The organism is Rhizobium sp. Root1212, from assembly GCF_001424985.1.
In the GTDB taxonomy this organism is placed as follows: domain Bacteria; phylum Pseudomonadota; class Alphaproteobacteria; order Rhizobiales; family Rhizobiaceae; genus Pararhizobium.
On sequence record NZ_LMDA01000012.1, the window covers coordinates 126,653 to 146,097 of the forward strand.

At 62.9% G+C, this 19,445-nt stretch carries 17 protein-coding genes; 14 read left to right on the forward strand and 3 right to left on the reverse strand.

Translation table 11 applies throughout. The annotated features are described in order from the left end of the window. Positions 1–19 precede the first annotated feature (19 nt). A complete protein-coding gene (locus ASC86_RS12680) occupies positions 20–1,069 on the reverse strand; it encodes a LacI family transcriptional regulator (RefSeq protein ID WP_056321369.1) in 1,050 nt (349 codons plus the stop codon). 370 nt (positions 1,070–1,439) lie between these two features. On the opposite strand from ASC86_RS12680, the gene ASC86_RS12685 reads away from it, so the two are divergent. The 12 genes from ASC86_RS12685 to ASC86_RS12735 all read left to right on the forward strand — a co-directional run bounded on the left by ASC86_RS12685 (position 1,440) and on the right by ASC86_RS12735 (position 14,587). Then, positions 1,440–2,663, forward strand: coding sequence for an ABC transporter substrate-binding protein (locus ASC86_RS12685; protein ID WP_244477614.1), 1,224 nt, complete (start codon positions 1,440–1,442; stop codon positions 2,661–2,663). 244 nt (positions 2,664–2,907) lie between these two features. Then, positions 2,908–3,789 carry a sugar ABC transporter permease gene (locus tag ASC86_RS12690; RefSeq protein ID WP_056321374.1) on the forward strand — a complete coding sequence of 294 codons (882 nt, stop codon included), beginning with the start codon at positions 2,908–2,910 and terminating at the stop codon, positions 3,787–3,789. Continuing rightward, positions 3,786–4,667, forward strand: a complete 882-nt coding sequence (locus ASC86_RS12695; RefSeq protein ID WP_056321376.1) for a carbohydrate ABC transporter permease — start codon at positions 3,786–3,788, stop codon at positions 4,665–4,667. Before ASC86_RS12690 ends, ASC86_RS12695 begins: the two co-directional genes overlap by 4 nt. Positions 4,668–4,671: 4 nt before the next feature. Next, on the forward strand, positions 4,672–5,784 hold the full coding sequence (locus ASC86_RS12700) for an ABC transporter ATP-binding protein (protein ID WP_056321380.1): 1,113 nt from the start codon (positions 4,672–4,674) through the stop codon (positions 5,782–5,784). A gap of 8 nt (positions 5,785–5,792) precedes the next feature. Beyond that, the gene (locus ASC86_RS12705; RefSeq protein WP_056321383.1) at positions 5,793–7,301 is read left to right on the forward strand and encodes a GMC family oxidoreductase; all 1,509 of its coding nucleotides are present in this window, start codon (positions 5,793–5,795) and stop codon (positions 7,299–7,301) included. Beyond that, a complete protein-coding gene (locus ASC86_RS12710) occupies positions 7,298–8,071 on the forward strand; it encodes a 3-ketoacyl-ACP reductase (protein WP_056321386.1) in 774 nt (257 codons plus the stop codon). The genes ASC86_RS12705 and ASC86_RS12710 overlap by 4 nt, the downstream gene beginning before the upstream one ends. A gap of 189 nt (positions 8,072–8,260) precedes the next feature. Beyond that, entirely contained in the window at positions 8,261–9,916 is a 1,656-nt protein-coding gene (locus ASC86_RS12715; RefSeq protein ID WP_056321393.1) for a GMC family oxidoreductase N-terminal domain-containing protein, read from the forward strand. Between the two features lie 25 nt (positions 9,917–9,941). Further along, positions 9,942–10,259 (forward strand): Dabb family protein, encoded by a 318-nt coding sequence (locus ASC86_RS12720; RefSeq protein WP_056321396.1) that lies wholly within the window; start codon positions 9,942–9,944, stop codon positions 10,257–10,259. Positions 10,260–10,262: 3 nt separating this feature from the next. Further along, entirely contained in the window at positions 10,263–11,531 is a 1,269-nt protein-coding gene (locus ASC86_RS12725) for a glycerate kinase (protein ID WP_056322543.1), read from the forward strand. Between the two features lie 173 nt (positions 11,532–11,704). Continuing rightward, positions 11,705–11,833, forward strand: coding sequence for a hypothetical protein (locus ASC86_RS26925; RefSeq protein ID WP_280136980.1), 129 nt, complete (start codon positions 11,705–11,707; stop codon positions 11,831–11,833). 153 nt (positions 11,834–11,986) lie between these two features. Continuing rightward, positions 11,987–13,420 carry an aldehyde dehydrogenase family protein gene (locus ASC86_RS12730; RefSeq protein ID WP_056321398.1) on the forward strand — a complete coding sequence of 478 codons (1,434 nt, stop codon included), beginning with the start codon at positions 11,987–11,989 and terminating at the stop codon, positions 13,418–13,420. A 327-nt stretch (positions 13,421–13,747) separates the two neighbouring features. After that, the gene (locus ASC86_RS12735; protein WP_082510191.1) at positions 13,748–14,587 is read left to right on the forward strand and encodes a DMT family transporter; all 840 of its coding nucleotides are present in this window, start codon (positions 13,748–13,750) and stop codon (positions 14,585–14,587) included. A gap of 142 nt (positions 14,588–14,729) precedes the next feature. Here ASC86_RS12735 and ASC86_RS12740 read toward each other — a convergent pair whose 3' ends face one another. Together ASC86_RS12740 and ASC86_RS12745 are read right to left on the reverse strand one after the other, a co-directional pair. Then, positions 14,730–15,905 carry an aminotransferase gene (locus ASC86_RS12740; protein ID WP_056321401.1) on the reverse strand — a complete coding sequence of 392 codons (1,176 nt, stop codon included), beginning with the start codon at positions 15,903–15,905 and terminating at the stop codon, positions 14,730–14,732. Positions 15,906–15,923: 18 nt separating this feature from the next. Further along, positions 15,924–16,940 carry a LysR substrate-binding domain-containing protein gene (locus ASC86_RS12745; RefSeq protein ID WP_056322549.1) on the reverse strand — a complete coding sequence of 339 codons (1,017 nt, stop codon included), beginning with the start codon at positions 16,938–16,940 and terminating at the stop codon, positions 15,924–15,926. A gap of 209 nt (positions 16,941–17,149) precedes the next feature. Between ASC86_RS12745 and speB the strand changes: the two genes are divergently transcribed. Both speB and ASC86_RS12755 read left to right on the forward strand, forming a co-directional pair. After that, entirely contained in the window at positions 17,150–18,211 is a 1,062-nt protein-coding gene (gene speB, locus ASC86_RS12750) for an agmatinase (RefSeq protein ID WP_056321405.1), read from the forward strand. A gap of 99 nt (positions 18,212–18,310) precedes the next feature. Next, on the forward strand, positions 18,311–19,399 hold the full coding sequence (locus ASC86_RS12755) for an ABC transporter substrate-binding protein (protein WP_056321408.1): 1,089 nt from the start codon (positions 18,311–18,313) through the stop codon (positions 19,397–19,399). The last annotated feature ends 46 nt before the right edge of the window (positions 19,400–19,445 follow it).

A 19,445-nucleotide genomic window follows, 5' to 3' on the forward strand; every position in this document is an offset into this window, starting at 1 on the left:
TGTCCGTCCGCAGCCCATCTCAAGCCCTGTCGGGAAAATCGATCGTCGGTTCCAGCAGCGTCTGCAGCTTGCCGGGATCGGTCTCGCCGCCGATGGCGGCCAGCAGGGTCGTGCCCATGCGAAAGCCGGTATCGACGAGGTCTTCGTAGATCGTCTCGACTTTCGGCTGGATGTTGACCAGCAGTTTCGAGGTCTGCTTGGCGACGATGTCGTATTCGTTGCCCAGCGTCAGGCCGCGGTCGCTCATGCCGGTGATTGTCGCCAGCGCCGAGACCTCGCCGCCGCAGACGAAACCGTCCGGTGCGTCGGGCAGGCCGGCGCGGCGGCTGACGAAATCGCGGATCTGGTCGACGGGACAGTCGAGGTCGATATCGTCAGGGATTTCGTAGGCCACGCCCGCCTCGCGCACGGCGGTCATGAAGCCGTGCTGCAGGTGTTGGGAAAAGGTCATGCGCTTCGGGGGCAGGATGATCGTCGGTTTGCGCCGGCCGCGGGCGATCAGGCGCCGGGTCGCCTCGTAGGCGAAGGTGAAGTTGTCGTAATCGACGTAAGGATGCGGCGTGGAGAATTCCGTGCGGCCATGGGCGACGAAGGGAAAGCCCTGCTCCAGCAGCAGCCGCACGCGCGGGTCGAAGGGTTCGGTGCGGGAAAAAATGATGCCGTCGGCCATGCCGTTGCGGACGATATGCCTGACGGCATCGACATTGCTGGTGGCGGCGAAACTCGGCGTGACGATCAGGTGAAACGGCGTGTCCCTCAGCGCGCGGGCGATGCCGAGCATAAGCGAGGTGCCGTAGCCGAGGATTTCCTCATGCGGATCGAGCAGCACGCTGATGACGTTGGTGCGGCCGGTCTTCAGGCGCTGGGCGGCCCGGTCGGGCAGGTAGCCGATCTCGCTTGCGACCTGGTGAACGCGCCTGCGGGTTTCGGCGGAAATCTGCGGCGCATTGCTCAACGCCCGCGAAACCGTGGTCACCGCAAAACCGGTCAGCTCGGCGATGGTGCGCAGTGTCGGCTTTGCCGCTTTGAGCGGTGCGTCGGCTGGCGGGGCTTTGGGAGTATCAGCCAAGGAATGACTCACGGAACGCATGGACAAGGCGTCTTTGTAACCCGCTACGGACGAAGGCGCAACGCGGATTGTGAAAACGTTTTAAATGCATCGGATACAGCTATTCATGTTGCAATGCAGCATGCATATCATCTGAATTATCGTTATTAATCAATGCGGTTAAGCAATTGGTCGAAGTTTCGCACACGCGCTTGACTTGCTAGTATTTATAACGTTTTAAATTGAGCCCGCGGCGGGGAGCCGTGACGGATTGCCAGCCGCCCAAGGCGGTTGGTTTTGAAAAGAGCGGGGAGATATTTCCCGCAGGGAACTTGCAAACGGGAGGATAACGATGCGCAAGTTGATGACGACGACGGCGGTTGCAGCGGTAATGGCGCTGACCGGCCTGACGGGAACGGCGGTTGTGGCCCAGGCGGCTGAAAACGTCGAAGTGCTGCACTGGTGGACGTCCGGCGGCGAAGCGGCCGCGCTCGACGTCCTGAAAAAGGACCTCGAATCCAAGGGTATTACCTGGACCGACATGCCGGTCGCCGGCGGCGGCGGCACGGAAGCCATGACCGTCCTGCGCGCTCGCGTTACCGCCGGCAACGCGCCGACGGCCGTGCAGATGCTCGGCTTCGACATTCTCGACTGGGCCAAGGAAGGCGCGCTCGGCAACCTCGATGAAGTGGCCGGCAAGGAAGGCTGGGACAAGGTAATCCCGACCGCCCTGCAGCAGTTCTCGAAGTATGACGGCCACTGGATCGCAGCACCTGTCAACGTCCACTCCACCAACTGGATGTGGATCAACAAGGCCGCGCTCGACAAGGCCGGCGGCAAGGAGCCGCAGAACTGGGACGAACTGATCGCGCTGCTCGACAACTTCAAGGCCCAGGGCATCACCCCGATCGCCCATGGCGGCCAGCCGTGGCAGGATGCGACGATCTTCGACGCTGTCGTGCTCTCGCTCGGCAACGACTTCTACAAGAAGGCCTTTATCGATCTCGATCCCGATACGCTCGGCAGCGACAAGATGAAGGAAGCTTTCGACCGCATGACGAAGCTGCGTTCCTATGTGGACGACAACTTCTCCGGCCGTGACTGGAACCTCGCTTCCGCCATGGTCATCGAGAACAAGGCCGGCGTGCAGTTCATGGGCGACTGGGCCAAGGGCGAATTCCTGAAGGCCAAGAAGGTGCCGGGCACCGACTTCGTCTGCATGCGCTTCCCCGGTACGCAGGGGTCGGTCACCTTCAACTCCGACCAGTTCGCGATGTTCAAGATTGCCGAAGACAAGGTTCCGGCCCAGCTCGCCATGGCCTCCGCGATCGAAAGCCCGACCTTCCAGTCGGCCTTCAACGTGGTCAAGGGCTCGGTTCCGGCTCGCACCGACGTTCCGGATACCGCTTTCGACGATTGCGGCAAGAAGGCGATCAAGGACCTCGCAGAAGCCAACACCAACGGCACGCTGATGGGCTCCATGGCGCACGGCCACGCCAACCCGGCGGCTGTGAAGAACGCGATCTACGACGTGGTGACCCGCGAGTTCAACGGCGAGCTTTCGTCTGACGACGCCGTGAAGGAACTGGTGACTGCCGTCGCAGCCGCCAAGTAAGCTTCGGGATGAGGGGCTGCCCCTCACCCTAACCCTCTCCCCGCTTGCGGGGAGAGGGGACTACCGAATTTGCCGCTCCTCCTTCTCCCCGCGTGCGGGGAGAAGGTGCCCGAAGGGCGGATGAGGGGCAGGCGCAGTTTATTCCAGAGGCTGACTTTGCCCGCGGATCAATGTTTCAAGATATGTGCGTGATCGATCCGGGCCATGGGGGGCCGGAGGTATGCGCCAAAGGTGGTGTTCACTCATGGATAGCCGCAGCCGGTTGCAGGAAATGGTGCCAAAGCTGGTGCTTGCCCCGAGCTTCCTGATCGTTCTCGTTTTCGTATACGGCTTCATCGCCTATACGGGTTATCTGTCGCTGACCGACAGCAAGATGCTGCCCTCCTACAATTTCGTAGGCCTCAGCAATTATTCCAAGCTCTGGGCGCTGCCGCACTGGTGGCGGGCGATCAGCAATCTGGCGATCTTCGCGACGCTCTATATCGTCATCTGCTCGGTGCTGGGGCTCGGTCTCGCCATCCTGCTCGACCAGAAGATCCGCGCCGAGGGATTGTTGCGGCCGATCTATCTCTATCCGATGGCGCTGTCCTTCATCGTGACCGGCACCGCCTGGAAGTGGTTTCTCGATCCCGGCATCGGGCTTGAAAACACCATGCACCTCTGGGGCTGGGAAAGCTTCACCTTCAACTGGATAAAGGACCGCAACTACGCGATCTACTGCGTGGTCATCGCCGCCGTCTGGCAATCCTCCGGCTTCATCATGGCAATGTTCCTGGCGGGCCTGCGCGGCGTCGACAACGAGATCATCAAGGCTGCCCAGATCGACGGCGCCTCGACGACGACGATCTATCGCCGGATCATCATTCCGCTTATGCGGCCGGTGTTTCTCTCCGCTTTCGTCGTGCTCGCCCACCTCGCCATCAAGGCGTATGACCTGATCGTCGCTTTGACCGGCGGCGGGCCGGGGCAGGCGACCGAACTTCCGGCGACCTTCATGTATTCCTACACCTTCACCCGCAATTCCATGGGTATCGGCGCATCCTCGGCGATTATCATGCTGATCATGATCTTCTCGATCATCATTCCCTACCTCTATTCTGAAATCAAAACGGAGAAGCGGTCATGAGCATCGCAAGCCCCGACAACGCCATCTCCAGCACCCGCTTTACCCGCGCGGTCATCTATGCGGTGCTGATCCTGTTCGCGCTCTATTCGCTGCTGCCGCTCTATGTGATGCTGGTCAATTCCTTCAAGCCGCTGGACGAAATCCGTCAGGGCGGCATGCTGAACCTGCCGCAGACCTGGACGGTCGAGCCCTGGCTTTCGGCGTGGTCGACGGCGCAGATCGGCGTGCAGCCGACTGGCCTTCGCCCGTTCTTCATCAACTCGATCCTGATGGTCGTGCCGGCCGTGGCGATCTCGACGATCATCGGCGCGCTCAATGGTTACGTGCTGACCAAGTGGCGTTTTCCGGGGTCGGGCATCTTCTTCGGCATGCTGCTGCTTTCTTGCTTCATCCCGTTCCAGATCGTGCTGATCCCGATGGCGCGCATTCTCGGCATCCTGGGGCTTGCGGGTTCGGTCAGCGGCCTGGTGATGGTGCACATCATCTACGGCCTCGGCTTCACCACGCTCTATTTCCGCAACTATTACGAAGCGTTTCCGACCGAACTGGTGCGGGCCGCCCAGATCGACGGCGCAAGCTTCTTCCAGATCTTCCGGCGCATCCTGCTGCCGTCGTCCGGCCCGATCATCGTCGTCTCGGTCATCTGGCAGTTCACCAATATCTGGAACGACTTCCTGTTCGGGGCTTCGTTCTCGGGCGCCTCCTCGACGCCGATGACGGTCGCGCTCAACAACCTCGTCTCCTCCTCCACGGGGGTCAAGGAATACAACGTTCACTTCGCGGGCGCGATCCTCGCCGCCCTGCCAACGCTCATCGTCTACATCGTCTCCGGCCGCTACTTCGTCCGCGGCCTGATGTCCGGCGCCGTGAAGGGGTAAAGCCATGTCGTTTCTGAAAATCACCGATCTGCGCAAGTCCTACGGCGCGCTGGAAATCCTCAAGAACATCAACCTTGAGATCGATGAGGGTGGCTTCCTCGTGCTCGTCGGCCCCTCCGGCTGCGGCAAGTCCACGCTGCTCAACACCATCGCCGGTCTGGAGCCGATCACCTCGGGCGAGATCGCCATCAACGGCAAGTCGGTCGCGGGGCTTCACCCCTCCAAGCGCGACATCGCCATGGTGTTCCAGTCCTACGCGCTCTATCCCAACATGACGGTGGCCGGAAACATCGCCTTCGGCATGGAAATCCGCGGCGTGCCGAAGGACGAGCGGGAGAAGGCGATCAAGCAGGTTGCCGACATGCTGCAGATCGGCCATCTCCTGGAACGCAAGCCGAGCCAGCTTTCCGGCGGCCAGCGCCAACGCGTCGCCATGGGCCGGGCGCTGGTGCGCAATCCGCAGGTCTTCCTGTTCGACGAACCGCTGTCGAACCTCGATGCCAAGCTGCGCGTCGACATGCGCACCGAGATCAAGCGCCTGCACCAGCGCATGAAGACCACGATCGTCTACGTGACCCACGACCAGATCGAGGCGATGACGCTGGCGACCAAGATCGCCGTCTTGAAGGACGGCGTGCTGCAGCAGTTCGGCACGCCGGCCGAAATCTACAACAATCCGGCCAATATGTTCGTTGCCGATTTCATGGGCTCGCCGGCGATGAACCTGCTCACCGCAACCGTCGAGGGCGGCGGCAACGATCTTGCCGTTTCGCTGGCGCGGCCGGATGCCGAGCCACTGCGTTTGCCTGTCTCCTCCGTCGGCGGTCTTGCCGCCCATGTGGGCAAGCAGATCGTCTTCGGTATCCGCCCCGAGGCCCTGACCGATCCTGACGGAGCCGACCGCAATGCCCGTTCGCTGGCCGAAGGCGATTGCCTGATCGACGTGGTGGAACCGGCCGGTTCCGATACTTTCGCGGTGACCAAGCTCGGCGGCAAGGAAGTGGTCGCGCGTCTCAGGGCCGATGTTCGCATCGCGGCCGGCCAGACGGCACGGCTGGCCTTCAATCTCGACAAGGCGGTCTATTTCGATCCGCAGACCCAGCAGCGCATCGCCTGAGAATGATCATGGAAAGAACGCCCGACATTGTCATTATCGGCTCCGGTATCGGCGGATCGACGATCGCTTCGGCGCTCGCGCCCTCCGGTGCCGAGATCCTGGTCCTTGAAGCCGGCGGCCATATCGAGGACCGGCCCGAAAACCGCGACGCCAGGGCGATCTTCCAGCGCGGCCACTTCCGTCCCAAGGAGATGTGGTACGAGACGGACGGCACGGCCTTCAACCCAGGCAACTACTACAATGTCGGCGGCAACTCGAAATTCTACGGCGCGGTGCTGGTGCGCTATCGCCGCGAGGATTTTGAGGAGATGCAGCATCTGGAAGGCGTTTCGCCCGCCTGGCCGTTTCCCTATGAGGAACTGGAGCCGTGGTACAGCGATGCCGAGCAACTGTTTCAGGTGCGCGGTACGCTGGGGCAGGACCCGACCGAGCCGCCCCACTCCACGGCCTACGCCTTTTCGCCGGTGCCGGACGAGCCATCGATTACGGCAGTGCGCGAAAAGCTGAAGCGCAACGGCTTGCATCCCTATTCGCTGCCCTTGGGCGTCGATATCGACCGCTGGCTGAGTAAGGGGAAGACGCCGTGGGACGCCCATCCCAACAGCCTCGACGGCAAGATGGATGCCGAGACCGCGGGTCTTGCGCTGGCACTGCAGCACCCGAATGTGCGGCTGCAGACCAATTCGCGGGTGACGCGGCTTGTAACGGCGGCCGATGGCAAGCGGATCGAGAGTGTCGTTTATGTTAAGGACGGCGTGGAGCATATGCTTTCGCCGAAGCTTGTCGTTCTTTCGGCCGGCGCGGTGCAATCCGCCGCGCTGCTGCTGCGCTCGGCCAATGAGGCCAATCCGAACGGGCTTGCCAACAGCTCCGATCAGGTCGGCCGCAATTTCATGAACCACAATTCGAGTGCGGTGATCGCGGTTTCGCCCTTCTACCGCAACACCTCGATCTACCAGAAGACCTTCGGCTTCAACGACTATTACCTCTCGGACGGGGAGGGCGGGCCGCCGCTCGGCAATGTTCAGCTTCTCGGGCGCATTTCCGGCCCGATCCTGAAGGCGCAGATGCCGGCGGCGCCTGAATGGCTACTGAATCAGGTGTCCGCCCATGCGATCGATTTCTACGCCATGAGCGAGGATATCCCGCATCCCGAAAGCCGTGTCATGGTCGATGGCGAGCGCATCGTGCTGCAATGGGTGCGCACCAATTGGGACGCGCATCTGATGCTGGTCGCCAAGCTGAAGAAGGCGCTGAAGGCGGCGGGCTTTCCGCTGGTCCTGTCGCGGCCCTTCGACAAGCGCACGCCCTCGCATCAGTGCGGCACGGTCAGGATCGGTACCGATCCGGCAAGCGCACCGCTCGATATCTATTGCCGTGCCTTCGACCACCCCAACCTCTTCGTGGTCGATGCCTCCTATCTGCCGACGTCTGCTGCGGTTAATCCGGCGCTGTCGGTGGCGGCGCAGGCGCTCAGGGTTGGGGCGCATATTCGTGAGAAGGATCTGGCGGGATGACGAAACGGCGTTTGGCGATCGTAACCGGCGGGCGGCGCGGCATCGGCCTTGGCATCGCAAAGGCGCTTGCGGCTGCGGAGTTCGATATCGCGATCACCGGTATCGGTGACAGCACGGGAATTTCGTCGGTGCTGGAAGAGCTTGCGGCGCTTGGGGCGGATGCGGCCTTCTTCCGGGCCGATCTTTCCGATGTCTCGGGCCATCAGGCGACGGTGGAGGCGATCGTCGAACGCTTCGGCCGCATCGATTGCCTCGTCAACAATGCCGGCATGGCCTCAGTGGTGCGCGGCGATTTCCTTGATCTGAGCCCCGAGAATTTCGATGCGATCGTCGCGACCAACCTGCGTGGCACGATGTTTTTCACGCAGGCCGTGTTGCGCTCGATGCTCTCGACTGAAGCCGCTGCGCTGGGCGCGCGCTCGATCGTCAACATCACCTCGGTTTCCGCGTCGCTCAGTTCGCCGGAGCGGCTGGACTATTGCGTCAGCAAGGCGGGACTTTCCGCCTTTTCGCAAGGGCTGGCGCTGCGGCTTGCGGAAACCGCCATCGGTGTTTTCGAAGTGCGGCCGGGCATCATCCGCTCGGAAATGACGGCGGGGGTTTCCACCAAATATGACGCGCTGATCGAGGGCGGGCTGGTGCCGATGAAACGCTGGGGCGAGCCATCGGATATCGGCGATATCGTCTCGGCACTGGCTTCCGGCCGCTTCGGCTTTGCAACGGGCTCGGTGATCCAGGCGGACGGGGCGCTGTCGATCGGGAAATTGTGAGGGGTTGCTCCTCACCCTAGCCCTCTCCCCGCTCGCGGGGAGAGGGGACGACAGTGCAGCGGCGTCTGCTCGGGGATGCGGCGAGAACTGCGAAGGCGCGGCATATCCCTTCTTTCCGCCTGCGGGGAGAAGGTGCCCGACAGGGCGGATGAGGGGCAACGCCCTCGCAAGGACTTTGAGGACAAAGACATGGCTTATGACTACATCATCACCGGAGCAGGCCCCGCGGGCTGCGTGCTTGCAAACCGCCTGACGGAAGACGCCGATGTGACGGTGCTGCTGCTGGAAGCCGGCGGCAGCGACTGGAACCCGCTGTTCCACATGCCGGCCGGCTTCGCCAAGATGACCAAGGGTGTCGCCAGCTGGGGCTGGGAAACCGTGCCGCAGAAGCACATGAAGAACCGCGTGCTGCGCTATACCCAAGCCAAGGTCGTCGGCGGCGGCTCGTCCATCAACGCGCAGCTCTACACCCGCGGCAATGCCGCCGATTACGATCTTTGGGCGAGCGAAGACGGCTGCACCGGCTGGGACTACCGCAGCGTGCTGCCCTATTTCAAACGCTGCGAAGACAACCAGCGTTTCGCCGACGATTACCACAGCTACGGCGGGCCGCTCGGCGTTTCCATGCCGGTCTCGGGCCTGCCGATCTGCGACGCCTATATCCGCGCCGGCCAAGAACTCGGCATTCCCTACAATCACGATTTTAACGGCAAGCAGCAGGCGGGCGTCGGCTTTTACCAGCTGACCCAGCGCAACCGCCGCCGCTCCTCCGCCTCGCTTGCCTATCTGAACCCCATCCGCAACCGCAAGAACCTGACCGTGCGGCTCGGCGCGCAGGTGACACGCATTCTCATCGAGCGCGGCCGGGCGGTCGGCGTCGAGATCGTCACCTCGCGCGGGCTCGAAACCATAAGAGCCGAACGTGAAGTACTAGTCTCCTCGGGCGCCATCGGCTCACCGAAACTCTTGCAGCAATCCGGCATCGGCCCGGCCGATCACCTGCGCTCGGTCGGCGTCGAGGTGAAGCACGATTTGCCCGGCGTCGGCTCCAACCTGCAGGATCATCTCGATCTCTTCGTCATCTCCGAATGCACCGGCGACCATACCTATGACGGCGTGGCGAAGCTCCACCGCACGCTCTGGGCCGGGCTGCAATATGTGCTGTTTCGTTCCGGGCCGGTGGCCTCGTCTCTCTTCGAGACCGGTGGCTTCTGGTATGCCGATCCCGATGCGCGCTCGCCGGATATCCAGTTCCACCTCGGCCTCGGCTCCGGCATCGAGGCCGGTGTGGCGCGGCTGAAGAATGCGGGCGTGACGCTGAATTCCGCCTATCTGCATCCCCGCTCGACCGGAACGGTACGGCTCAAATCCGCCGATCCGTCTGCCGCCCCGTTGATCGATCCGAACTACTGGGAAGACCCGCATGATCGCAAGATGTCGATCGAGGGCCTGAAGATCGCCCGCGAAATCTTCCAGCAGGCGGCGCTGAAGCCTTTCATTCTGGAAGAGCGGCTGCCGGGGCGCGGTGTCGTCACCGACGAGCAATTGTTCGATTACGGCTGCGCCAATGCCAAGACAGACCACCATCCGGTCGGCACCTGCAAGATGGGCACCGGTGCGGATGCCGTGGTCGGGCTCGATTTGAAGGTGCATGGGCTTGAAGGTTTGCGCGTCTGCGACAGTTCGGTCATGCCGCGCGTTCCCTCCTGCAACACCAATGGTCCGACGATCATGATGGGCGAGAAGGGTGCGGATATCATCCGTGGCCTGGAACCGCTTCCGGCCGTCATCTTCAGCCATGAGCGCAACGACCAGCGTCGGCGCGCAAGAGTCAATGTAAGATAGGGCCAATGTCCGATAGGAGGTTTCCATGATCCGCCACTGCGTTTTCCTGCGCTTCAAGTCCGATTATCCCGATGATCGCAAGACGGAAATCTTTCACGCGATCGAGGCTCTGAAGCCGCTCGTTCCGGGCTACGCCGCCGCCCATATCGGCGTGAACGTCAGCCCGGAAACCGGCATGGACAAGGGCTATTCGGCCGGCTTCATCATCGATTTTGCCGATGCCGCGGCGCGCGATGCCTACCTCGTTCATCCCGAGCACCAGAAAGTGGGCGCGCGCATTGTTGACGCCTGCGAAGGCGGGGTCGATGGTGTGCTGGTCTATGATATCGAGATTGCGGACTGATTGCTGATGGCCCTTGCCCCGCGCGCTTTCCTGACCAGCCTTTTCGAAGCCGCCGTTGCGGCCGCTGATCCGCTTGCTGCGATCCGCGCCCATCTGCCGGAACCGCCGAAGGGTCGGACGATCGTCGTCGGCGCGGGAAAGGCGGCAAGCCAAATGGCGGCCGCCTTCGAAAGTCTGTGGAATGGCCCGCTGGAGGGCGTGGTCGTCGCACGGCATGGGCCTGTCGCCGACTGCAAGCGCATCCGCGTGCTGCAATCGGCCCATCCGGTGCCGGATGAAGCCGGGCTTGCCGGCTCGGCGGAGTTGTTGCGACTGGTACAAGGGCTGACGGCGGACGATCTCGTCGTCGCGCTGATCTCCGGCGGCGGCTCGTCGCTTTTGCCGGCCCCGCCCGAGGGGCTGACGCTTGCGGATGAAATCGCCGTCAACAAGGCGCTGCTCGCCTCCGGTGCGCCGATCTCGGCGATGAATGTGGTGCGCAAACATGTCTCCCGCATCAAGGGTGGGCGGCTTGCCTTTGCAGCGGCACCGGCGCGGGTCGTCAGCCTGATCGTCTCGGATGTGCCCGGCGACAATCCGGCCTTCGTGGCCTCCGGCCCGACCATCCCGGATACCTCGACGGCGCAGGATGCACTCGCCATCGTCGCCCGCTACGGCATGGAGCTGCCGCCGGCGGTGATGCGGCATTTGAATTCCGGGCAGGCGGGAGCGCCCTTGCCGGACGATCCGGCGTTCAAAAACCATGTGCAGCATGTGATCGCTTCCGCCAGCGTTTCGCTGGAGGCGGCGGCTGCGAAGGCACGGGAACTTGGCGTCGAGCCGGTGATCCTCTCCGATGCGATCGAGGGCGAGGCGCGCGATATCGGCCGCATGCATGCGGCGATCGCGAGAGAGACGGCGCTGCGCAATCGACCCTTCGCCAAGCCGGTGGTGATCCTTTCCGGCGGCGAGACGACCGTGACGATCTCCGGCGCCTATGGCAAGGGCGGTCGAAATAGCGAATTGCTGCTGTCCTTGGCGCTCGATATCGATGGCGTCGACGGCATTCATGCGCTTTCCGCGGATACCGATGGCATCGATGGCTCCGAAGACAATGCCGGCGCCTTTGCCGATGGCGGCACGGTGGCGGCCATGCGCGCGGCGGGTGCCGATCCGCGCGATCATCTTGCCCGTCACGACGCCTGGAGCGCCTTCCATGCCAGCGGCGACCTCTTCGTGCCGGGTCCGACGGGCACGAATGTCAACGATTTCCGGGCGATGCTCGTTCTCTGAACGCGCCGGAACATTTGGGCGGCAGGTCGCGTTGTGGCGCGAACCGTTTTTTCGCTTGCGCCGGAAAATTCGGAAAATAATATCTATAAACTTACTAGGAAATTGAGGAAAACAAGGGAAGACAACACCGGCTGAAGACCTCTCTTCCGCCGGGTCAGCCAAGGGAGAGCAAAATGCACAGCTCCAAGCCGCTTGCACATCACCGTCCCGCCGTTCCGTTTTCCTGGAACTTTGCCGCGCAGGGCGTCGCCCTTGCTGCCGCCTTTCTTTTCGTTAGCGCGCTGGTCTGCGGCGCGATCTGACCTCACCGACACCGAGAGAAAAAGGCCCATCGTCGTTTTGACATGGGCCTTTTTCTTTTCTGCCTCCTCCCCGGCTTGACCCGGCATTTTCCGCAGACCACCATGCGGCCGCTTCGCCGCAGGGCGGCCTGGAAAGAATGATGGGAGAGCAGCATGCTGGACAAGCGGAAATTTTTTATTGGTGGTGCATGGGTCGATCCCCTGCAGCCTCATGATCTCGAGGTGATCAATCCGGCCACGGAAAAGCCGATTGCGGTCATCTCCATGGGCACATCCGCCGATATCGACCGCGCTGTCGCCGCCGCCAAGGCCGCTTTCCCGAGCTATAGCCAGACCCCGCTCGACGAGCGCATCGCGCTGCTTGAAAAGCTGCTTGCCATCTACAAGCGCCGTTACGACGAGATGGCGCGCACCATCACGCTCGAACTCGGCGCGCCGATCACCATGAGCACCGAGCAACAGGCCGATGTCGGCGTCGGGCATTTGCAGGGCTTCATCGATGGCCTGAAACGGCTGAAGGCGCGCGAAGTGCTGCCGAACGGCGACGTCGTGCGCCGCGAACCCATCGGTGTCTGCGGCCTGATCACGCCTTGGAACTGGCCGATCAACCAGATCGCTCTCAAGGTCGTGCCCGCATTGGCGACGGGCTGCACCTGCGTGCTGAAACCGTCGGAATTCACGCCGCTTAATGCGCTTCTCTATGCCGAGATGGTCGAGGAGGCCGGCTTCCCGGCCGGTGTCTTCAACCTGGTCAATGGCGATGGCATCGAGTGCGGCGCGGCTTTGTCGAAGCACAAGGATATCGACATGATGTCGTTTACCGGTTCCACTCGCGCCGGCATCGCCGTCAGCAAGGATGCGGCCGAGACGGTGAAGCGCGTGACGCTGGAACTCGGTGGCAAATCGCCGAACCTCGTCTTCGAGGATGCAGATCTGGAAGACCGGGTCGCGGCCAGCGTACACGAGTGCTTCAACAATTCCGGCCAGTCCTGCGATGCGCCGACGCGCATGCTGGTGCAGCGGTCGGTTTACGACAAGGCCGTCGCAATCGCTGAAAAGGCTGGCAAGGAAGCGACCGTCGGCAACCCGGAGGAAGAGGGCAGCCATATCGGGCCGCTCGTTTCGCACATCCAGTTCGGCCGCGTACAGGCGCTGATCGAGGCCGGCGTTGCCGAAGGCGCGCGGGTACTGGTCGGCGGTCCCGGCAAGCCGGAGGGTTTCGAGACCGGTTATTTCGTTCGCCCGACGATCTTTGCCGATGTGAACAACGAGATGCGTATCGCTCGCGAGGAAGTCTTCGGGCCGGTGCTGGCGATCATCCCCTTCGATACCGAGGAAGAGGCAATCGCCATCGCCAATGATACGGCCTACGGCCTTGCCGCCTATCTGCAGACCGGCAATGCCGACCGCGCCGAGCGGGTCGCCGCGCGGCTGCGGGCCGGCATGGTGCATATCAATGGCGGGCCGCATCGTTATGGCAGCCCCTTCGGCGGCTACAAGCAATCCGGTAACGGCCGCGAAGGCGGCCTGTTCGGGCTTGAGGATTTCCTCGAGGTGAAGACCATCCACCGCCCCGACGCGGCCTGACTGTAAGTTTGTCCACTTCTCCCTAGCGGGGAGAAGTGCCGAGCTTGCGAGGCGATGAGGGGGTGGTGCGGCATATTCTGAATGTGCGAGACCCCTCATCCGACCCTTCGGGCCACCTTCTCCCCGCTGGGGAGAAGGGAAAGCTGGCAACCCGCTCTGCAGACCCCGAAATCTTGCCGGCCCGGCCTTTCCCCTCTGGGAGCGAACGCGCCGATCTGGTAGCGCGGAGATACCGCCGCGCGCCGGCAGCGACCGATTGGAATGACCTTGACGCAGACCGCCTCCCACCCCGCCGGCCGCATGCAGCCAACTGACAACCGCTTGCCCATGGCATCGCTGCTGCTCGGCGGCGTTGCGATCAGCGGTTCTCCGATCTTCGTGCGGCTTTCCGAGGTCGGGCCGCTCTCAACGGCTTTTTGGCGCGTGGCTTTGGCCCTTATTCCGCTCGGGCTGTTCTTCATCTTCCGGCGGAACAGGGGGGTCGCGCCCGAGACGATGCGCGACCGGCTGATGCTGACGTTGCCGGGCATCATGCTTGCGGCCAATCTCGCCTGCTGGCACCTGTCGATCCACATGACCTCGGTCGCGAACTCGACGCTGCTCGCGAACCTTGCGCCTGTGTTCGTGACGATCTTCGGCTGGGCGCTGTTTCGCCTGCCGATCACCCGCGCCTTCGTTCTTGGCCTGATGACGGCGGCGGTCGGTATTCTGGTGCTGAAGGGCGGGCCTGCGGCGATCGGCGGCGGCGCGCTGAAGGGCGATCTGGTCGCCACCATCTCCGCCATGTTCTATGCCGGCTATATCCTCTCGGTCGGGCGGCTGCGCAGCCGGTTCGATACGTTGCGCATCATGGTCTGGGGCTCGGCTTCGGCGGCAATCTGCGTGCTGCCGGCGGCGCTGATGTTCGAGAATACGCTGTTTCCGACGACGCTTCCCGGCTGGGCAACGGTGTTCGGTATCGCCTTCATCAGCCATGCGAGCGGACAGGTGCTGATCACCTATGCGCTCGCCTTCCTGCCGGCCGCCTTTTCGTCGCTGACGCTGCTGTTGCAGCCGGTCGGCGCCTCGATCCTCGCCTGGCTGGTTCTCGACGAGCCAATCGGGTTGATGCAGGCCGCGGGCGGCCTGATCGTTCTTGCGGGGATTGCTGTCGCGCGCCGCGGTTAGAACGGGCCACCCTTCAGCCCATGCCGGCCTGCAAATGGCGCTTTTCCGCGCTTCCGGTGCTCACGTACCGAAGTACGCTGCGCTCCGGATCACGGAAAATCACCATTTTCGGCGCGGCCTGAACTGAAGGGCGACCAGTTCCTTAGATACCCGGCAGCGAAAATCCGTTCAGCCGTTCCTCAAGCTTCAGGATCGTGGCCGCATCGGCATTGGCGAAGGCAAAGCGCAGGTAACCTTCCTGTCCCTCGCCGAAATAATCGCCGGGTAAGCAGACGATGCCGGCGATCTTCGCCAGCTTTTCCGCGACGAGATCCGAGCCGATATCGGCATAGGGGTGGCGGATATAGGCGAAATAGGCGCCGATCGCCTGCAACTTCCATCCGGGCGCCCTGGCCATCACCTGCCGCAGGGCATCGGCGCGGCGGGTGATCTCCTCGCGGTTTTCCGCCCGCCAGTCGTCCAGAGCGGGCAAGGCCTTGGCAAGGGCCGCCTGCGCCGAGCGCGGGGCGCAGATCTGCAGGTTGTCCATGACCTTGGCGATCTGCTCGACCACTGCCGGGCTTGCCGTCACCGCACCGAGCCGATGGCCGGGAATGCAGAAGGATTTCGAGAAGCTGTAGAGGCAGACCAGGTTTTCCTGCCAGCGCACATTGGAAAACAGCCCATGGGGTGCGGCACCTGCGGGCAGGAAATCGCGGTAGGTTTCATCAAGGATCAGCCATGTGCCGTTCTGGCGGCAGAGATCGAAGATTTTCTGCAGTAGGGCTGGGGGATAGACGGCGCCGGTCGGGTTGTTCGGCGAAACCAGCGCCAGCGCCTTGACGCCCGGCCGCAGGGCCTGCGCGATCGCCTCGACATCCGGCAGGAAGCCGTTTGCCGGATCGCAAGGCACCAGCTCGATCTTGACGCCGAGCATCGAAAGCGTCGTTTCCTGATTGAAATAGAAGGGGTTGGTCATCAGGATCGTGTCGCCGCTGCCGGCGAGCGTCATCGCAACCGAAATGAAGGCCTGGTTGCAGCCTGAGGTGACGTGGATGTTATCGGCGGTAATCTTCGCGCCATAAACCTTCGAGACATGATCGGCATAGGCGTCCCGCAGCTCGTCTTCGCCTTCGATGGCGCCGTAGCCGGTATAGGCGGGTGAGCTTGCCGCTTCGCCGAGCCATTTCAGCATGTCGGGATGGGGCGGATAGCCGGGAACGGCCTGGCTCAGATCGATCAGCGGGCCGCGCGACCCGTCATAGGCCTTGGCCCAGGCGAGCACGGAAGGGATCGGCGGCGGCGACAGGCGGGCGATCAGCGGATTGAATTGCGGCATTGCGGTATCCTGTGGTCCTTACGTTTTGGCGCGGCGCTTCGGGGTCTGTTCCGGACGCCGGGGGCGGTGCGGGGATGAAACGGGTTGAAAGTTGTCCTTGTGCGGCCGCCCGCGAATGACCGTGCGGGCCGAGGTCTGCATCTCCGGCATCGGATCGCTTTCCAGCGCCGAAAACAGCCAGTCGATGAAGACCTTGACGATGGGGGCAGCCCTCGCTTCGTTGCGACAGGCGACATAGAAGGCGTCGTTTGCCGGAACCGCCAGCGCGAAGGGGGCGATCAGTTCGCCCTTGGCGATCAGGCTGCCGGCGGTGATGGTATCGCCGAGCGCCACGCCCTGATTGTGCAGGGCGGCTTCCGTCGAAAGCCGGGCGTCGCTCATGAAATGCTGGCGGCCGCGCGGCACGTCGCTGCCATCGGCGGCGGCAAGCCAGGTGTTCCATTCACGGCCGTCATCGCCATGCAGCAGCACATGGTCCTGCAAATCCCGCACCGAGCGCAGCGGGCGCGAATTGAGAAGCGTGGGGCTCGCCACCGGGAACAGTTCAAGCTGGCTCCAGAGCCGCGACCAGCTGTCACCCCAGTTTCCGTCGCCATAGAGCAGGCAAACGTCGACGTCCGGCGAAAACAGGTTGGTCGGATCGTTGGAGGCGATCAGCGTCAGCCGCACGTCGGGAAACTGCTCGGTGAAGAGATGCAGCCGCGGGATCATCCAGAAGGACAGAAGGGCTGCGACGCAGGTGATGCGCAGTTCGCCGCTCGTCGTCGGGCGCATCATCGCGGCGGTCGCCGCCGCAATGCCCGCAAAGGCATCGGTGACGGCGGGAAGCAGCAGCGCGCCCTGCGGCGTCAGCTTCATGCGCTTGCCGCCGCGCTCGAAGAGGGGGGCGTTGAAGCTCTGTTCCAGCGCGCGAATCTGGTGGCTGATCGCGCCATGGGTGACGTTCAGCTCCCGCGCCGCGGCCGAAACCGAGCCGCGTCTGGCGGTGGCCTCGAAGGCGCGCAGCGGGTTCAGCGGTGGCAATCGGCTGTTCATGGGCGGGCTTTCCATCTTCGCCGGCATGGTGAAAATTTCTCACATAAAACCCTATAACATTGTCAATTGCTTTTCCAATGAAATTGATCGCTAATACGATCAACAAAGGCAGAAGCCTGGGGAACACATAATTTTCGGCACCAAGCCGACAAACCTGCCGCAGCCGCGGCCGGACGCCGTTTCCTGGACTTTGACAGAAAGGATGCGGCATGAGCTGGGACGACCGGAAGCTTCAGGATCTCAAGGCGAAATACGGCGAAAGCCATGGTGGGGAGATGTTCGACCCGACCTTCCGCAAGGTGGCCGACAAGATCTTCACCAAAAACGGCACCCGCCTTGCCCCTTATGCTGGCGTTCCGACATTCCTTTCCGCGCCCTATATGCCCGTCGATGCCAACGAGCCGGATTTCGGCAATTTGCAGGTGGCGATTTCGGGTATTCCGATGGACCTCGGCGTCACCAACCGGCCGGGTTCCCGCTTCGGGCCGCGCGCCATGCGCACCATCGAGCGCATCGGCCCTTACAATCACGTCCTCGGCTGCGCCCCGATCCATGACCTGCGCGTGGCCGATATCGGCGACGTGCCGTTCCAGAGCCGCTACCGGCTGGAACTCAGCCATGACGATATCGAAAAGCGCATCAACCAGATCGTCGATGCCGGCGTGGTTCCTCTTTCTGTCGGCGGCGATCATTCGATCAGCCATCCGATCCTGAAGGCTGTCGGCAAGAAGCGCCCGGTCGGCATGATCCATATCGACGCCCATTGCGATACCGGCGGCGCCTACGACCTCACCAAGTTCCATCACGGCGGCCCGTTCCGCAACGCGGTGCTCGACGGCGTGCTCGACCCGACCCGCACCATCCAGATCGGCATTCGCGGCTCCTCCGAATATCTGTGGGAATTCTCCTACGAATCCGGCATGACGGTGATCCATGCGGAAGAGGTGACGGGGCTTGGAGTTCCTGCCATCATCGAAAAGGCGAAGGCGATTGTCGGCGATGGGCCGACCTATCTCTCCTTCGACATCGACAGCCTCGATCCGAGCTTCGCGCCGGGCACCGGCACGCCGGAAATCGGCGGCCTGACCACCCGCGAGGTGCTGGAGCTGATCCGTGGGCTGAAGGGCGTGAACCTTGTCGGCGGCGACGTCGTCGAGGTGGCGCCGCAATACGACGCGACGACAAATACGGCCCAGGCGGGTTCGCAGGTACTGTTCGAAATTCTGAGCCTGATGGTCTACAGTCCGTTCGTGAACGGCAAGCGCGACTGACCGCGCAGCAGGGGTTTTAAAACCCGCCTTAGGGCGGGATGTGGGAACGGCCGGACCGCCGCAAAGAGCGGCCGGCAATAAAAACGAAGGAGAGCAAAAATGAGTGACATTCTCAAAATGGGCGTGAGCCGCCGCGGCGTGCTCGGTGCCGGCCTTGCCGGCGCTTCGATGCTGGCCATGCCGTCGATCCTGTGGGCGCAGGACAAGTCGCTGAAGGTCGGCGTCTATGGCGGTTACTTCAAGGATTCGTTCGACAAGAACATCTTCCCGGATTTCACCAAGGCAACCGGCATCGCCGTCGAATCCGTCGCCGAGCCGACCGGCGAAGCCTGGCTGGTGCAGTTGCAGCAGGCCGCGCAGGCCGGGCAGGCCCCGGCCGACATCTCGATGATGTCGCAGGTGGCGATGCTCAAGGGCCAGGCGACCGATCTCTGGACGCCGCTCGATACATCCAAGCTCAAGAATTTTTCGAACCTGCTCGATCGCTTCGTCAACAAGTATCCGGACGGCCGCGTCGCCGGCATCGGTGCGGTGTCGTGGTACATCACGCTCGTCACCAACACCGACGTCTACAAGGAGCCGCCGACCTCTTGGGAAGCGCTGTGGGACCCGGCGAATGCCGACAAGCTCGGCCTGCTGGCCCTCGTTTCGAACTCTTTCCTGCTGGAAGTGACGGCCAAGACTTACATGGGCGGCACCAATGCGCTCGATACCGACGAGGGGCTGGAAAAGGCCTTCGCCAAGCTCGCCGAAGTCAAGCCGAACGTGCGGCTCTGGTATCGTGACGAGGCTCAGTTCGAGCAGTCGCTGAAGTCGGGCGAAATCCCGATGGGCCAGTATTATCATGACGTCACCGGCCTTGCGGCGGCGGACGGCAATCCGGTCCGCTCGACCTTCCCGAAGGAAGGTGGCATCCAAGATTCGGGCTGCTGGGCGCTGTCGCGCGCTTCTGGCAAGGTCGAGGAAGCCCATGTGTTCATCGACTACATGAGCCAGCCGTCCGTCCAGTCGCTGCTGTCGCGCAAGGTCGGCACGTCGCCGACGGTCAAGCGCGAAGTGACCGATCTGACCGACAAGGAATTCGCGGCCGTGTCTTCGGATATCGAGCCGATCATTCCGCGCTACGATCTCTACCAGACCAAGTCGGACTGGCTGAACCAGAAGTGGACCGAGCTGATCGTCGGCTAAGGGGTTAAAAGTCCCTTATCCGGCCCGTCGGCCACCTTCTCCCCGC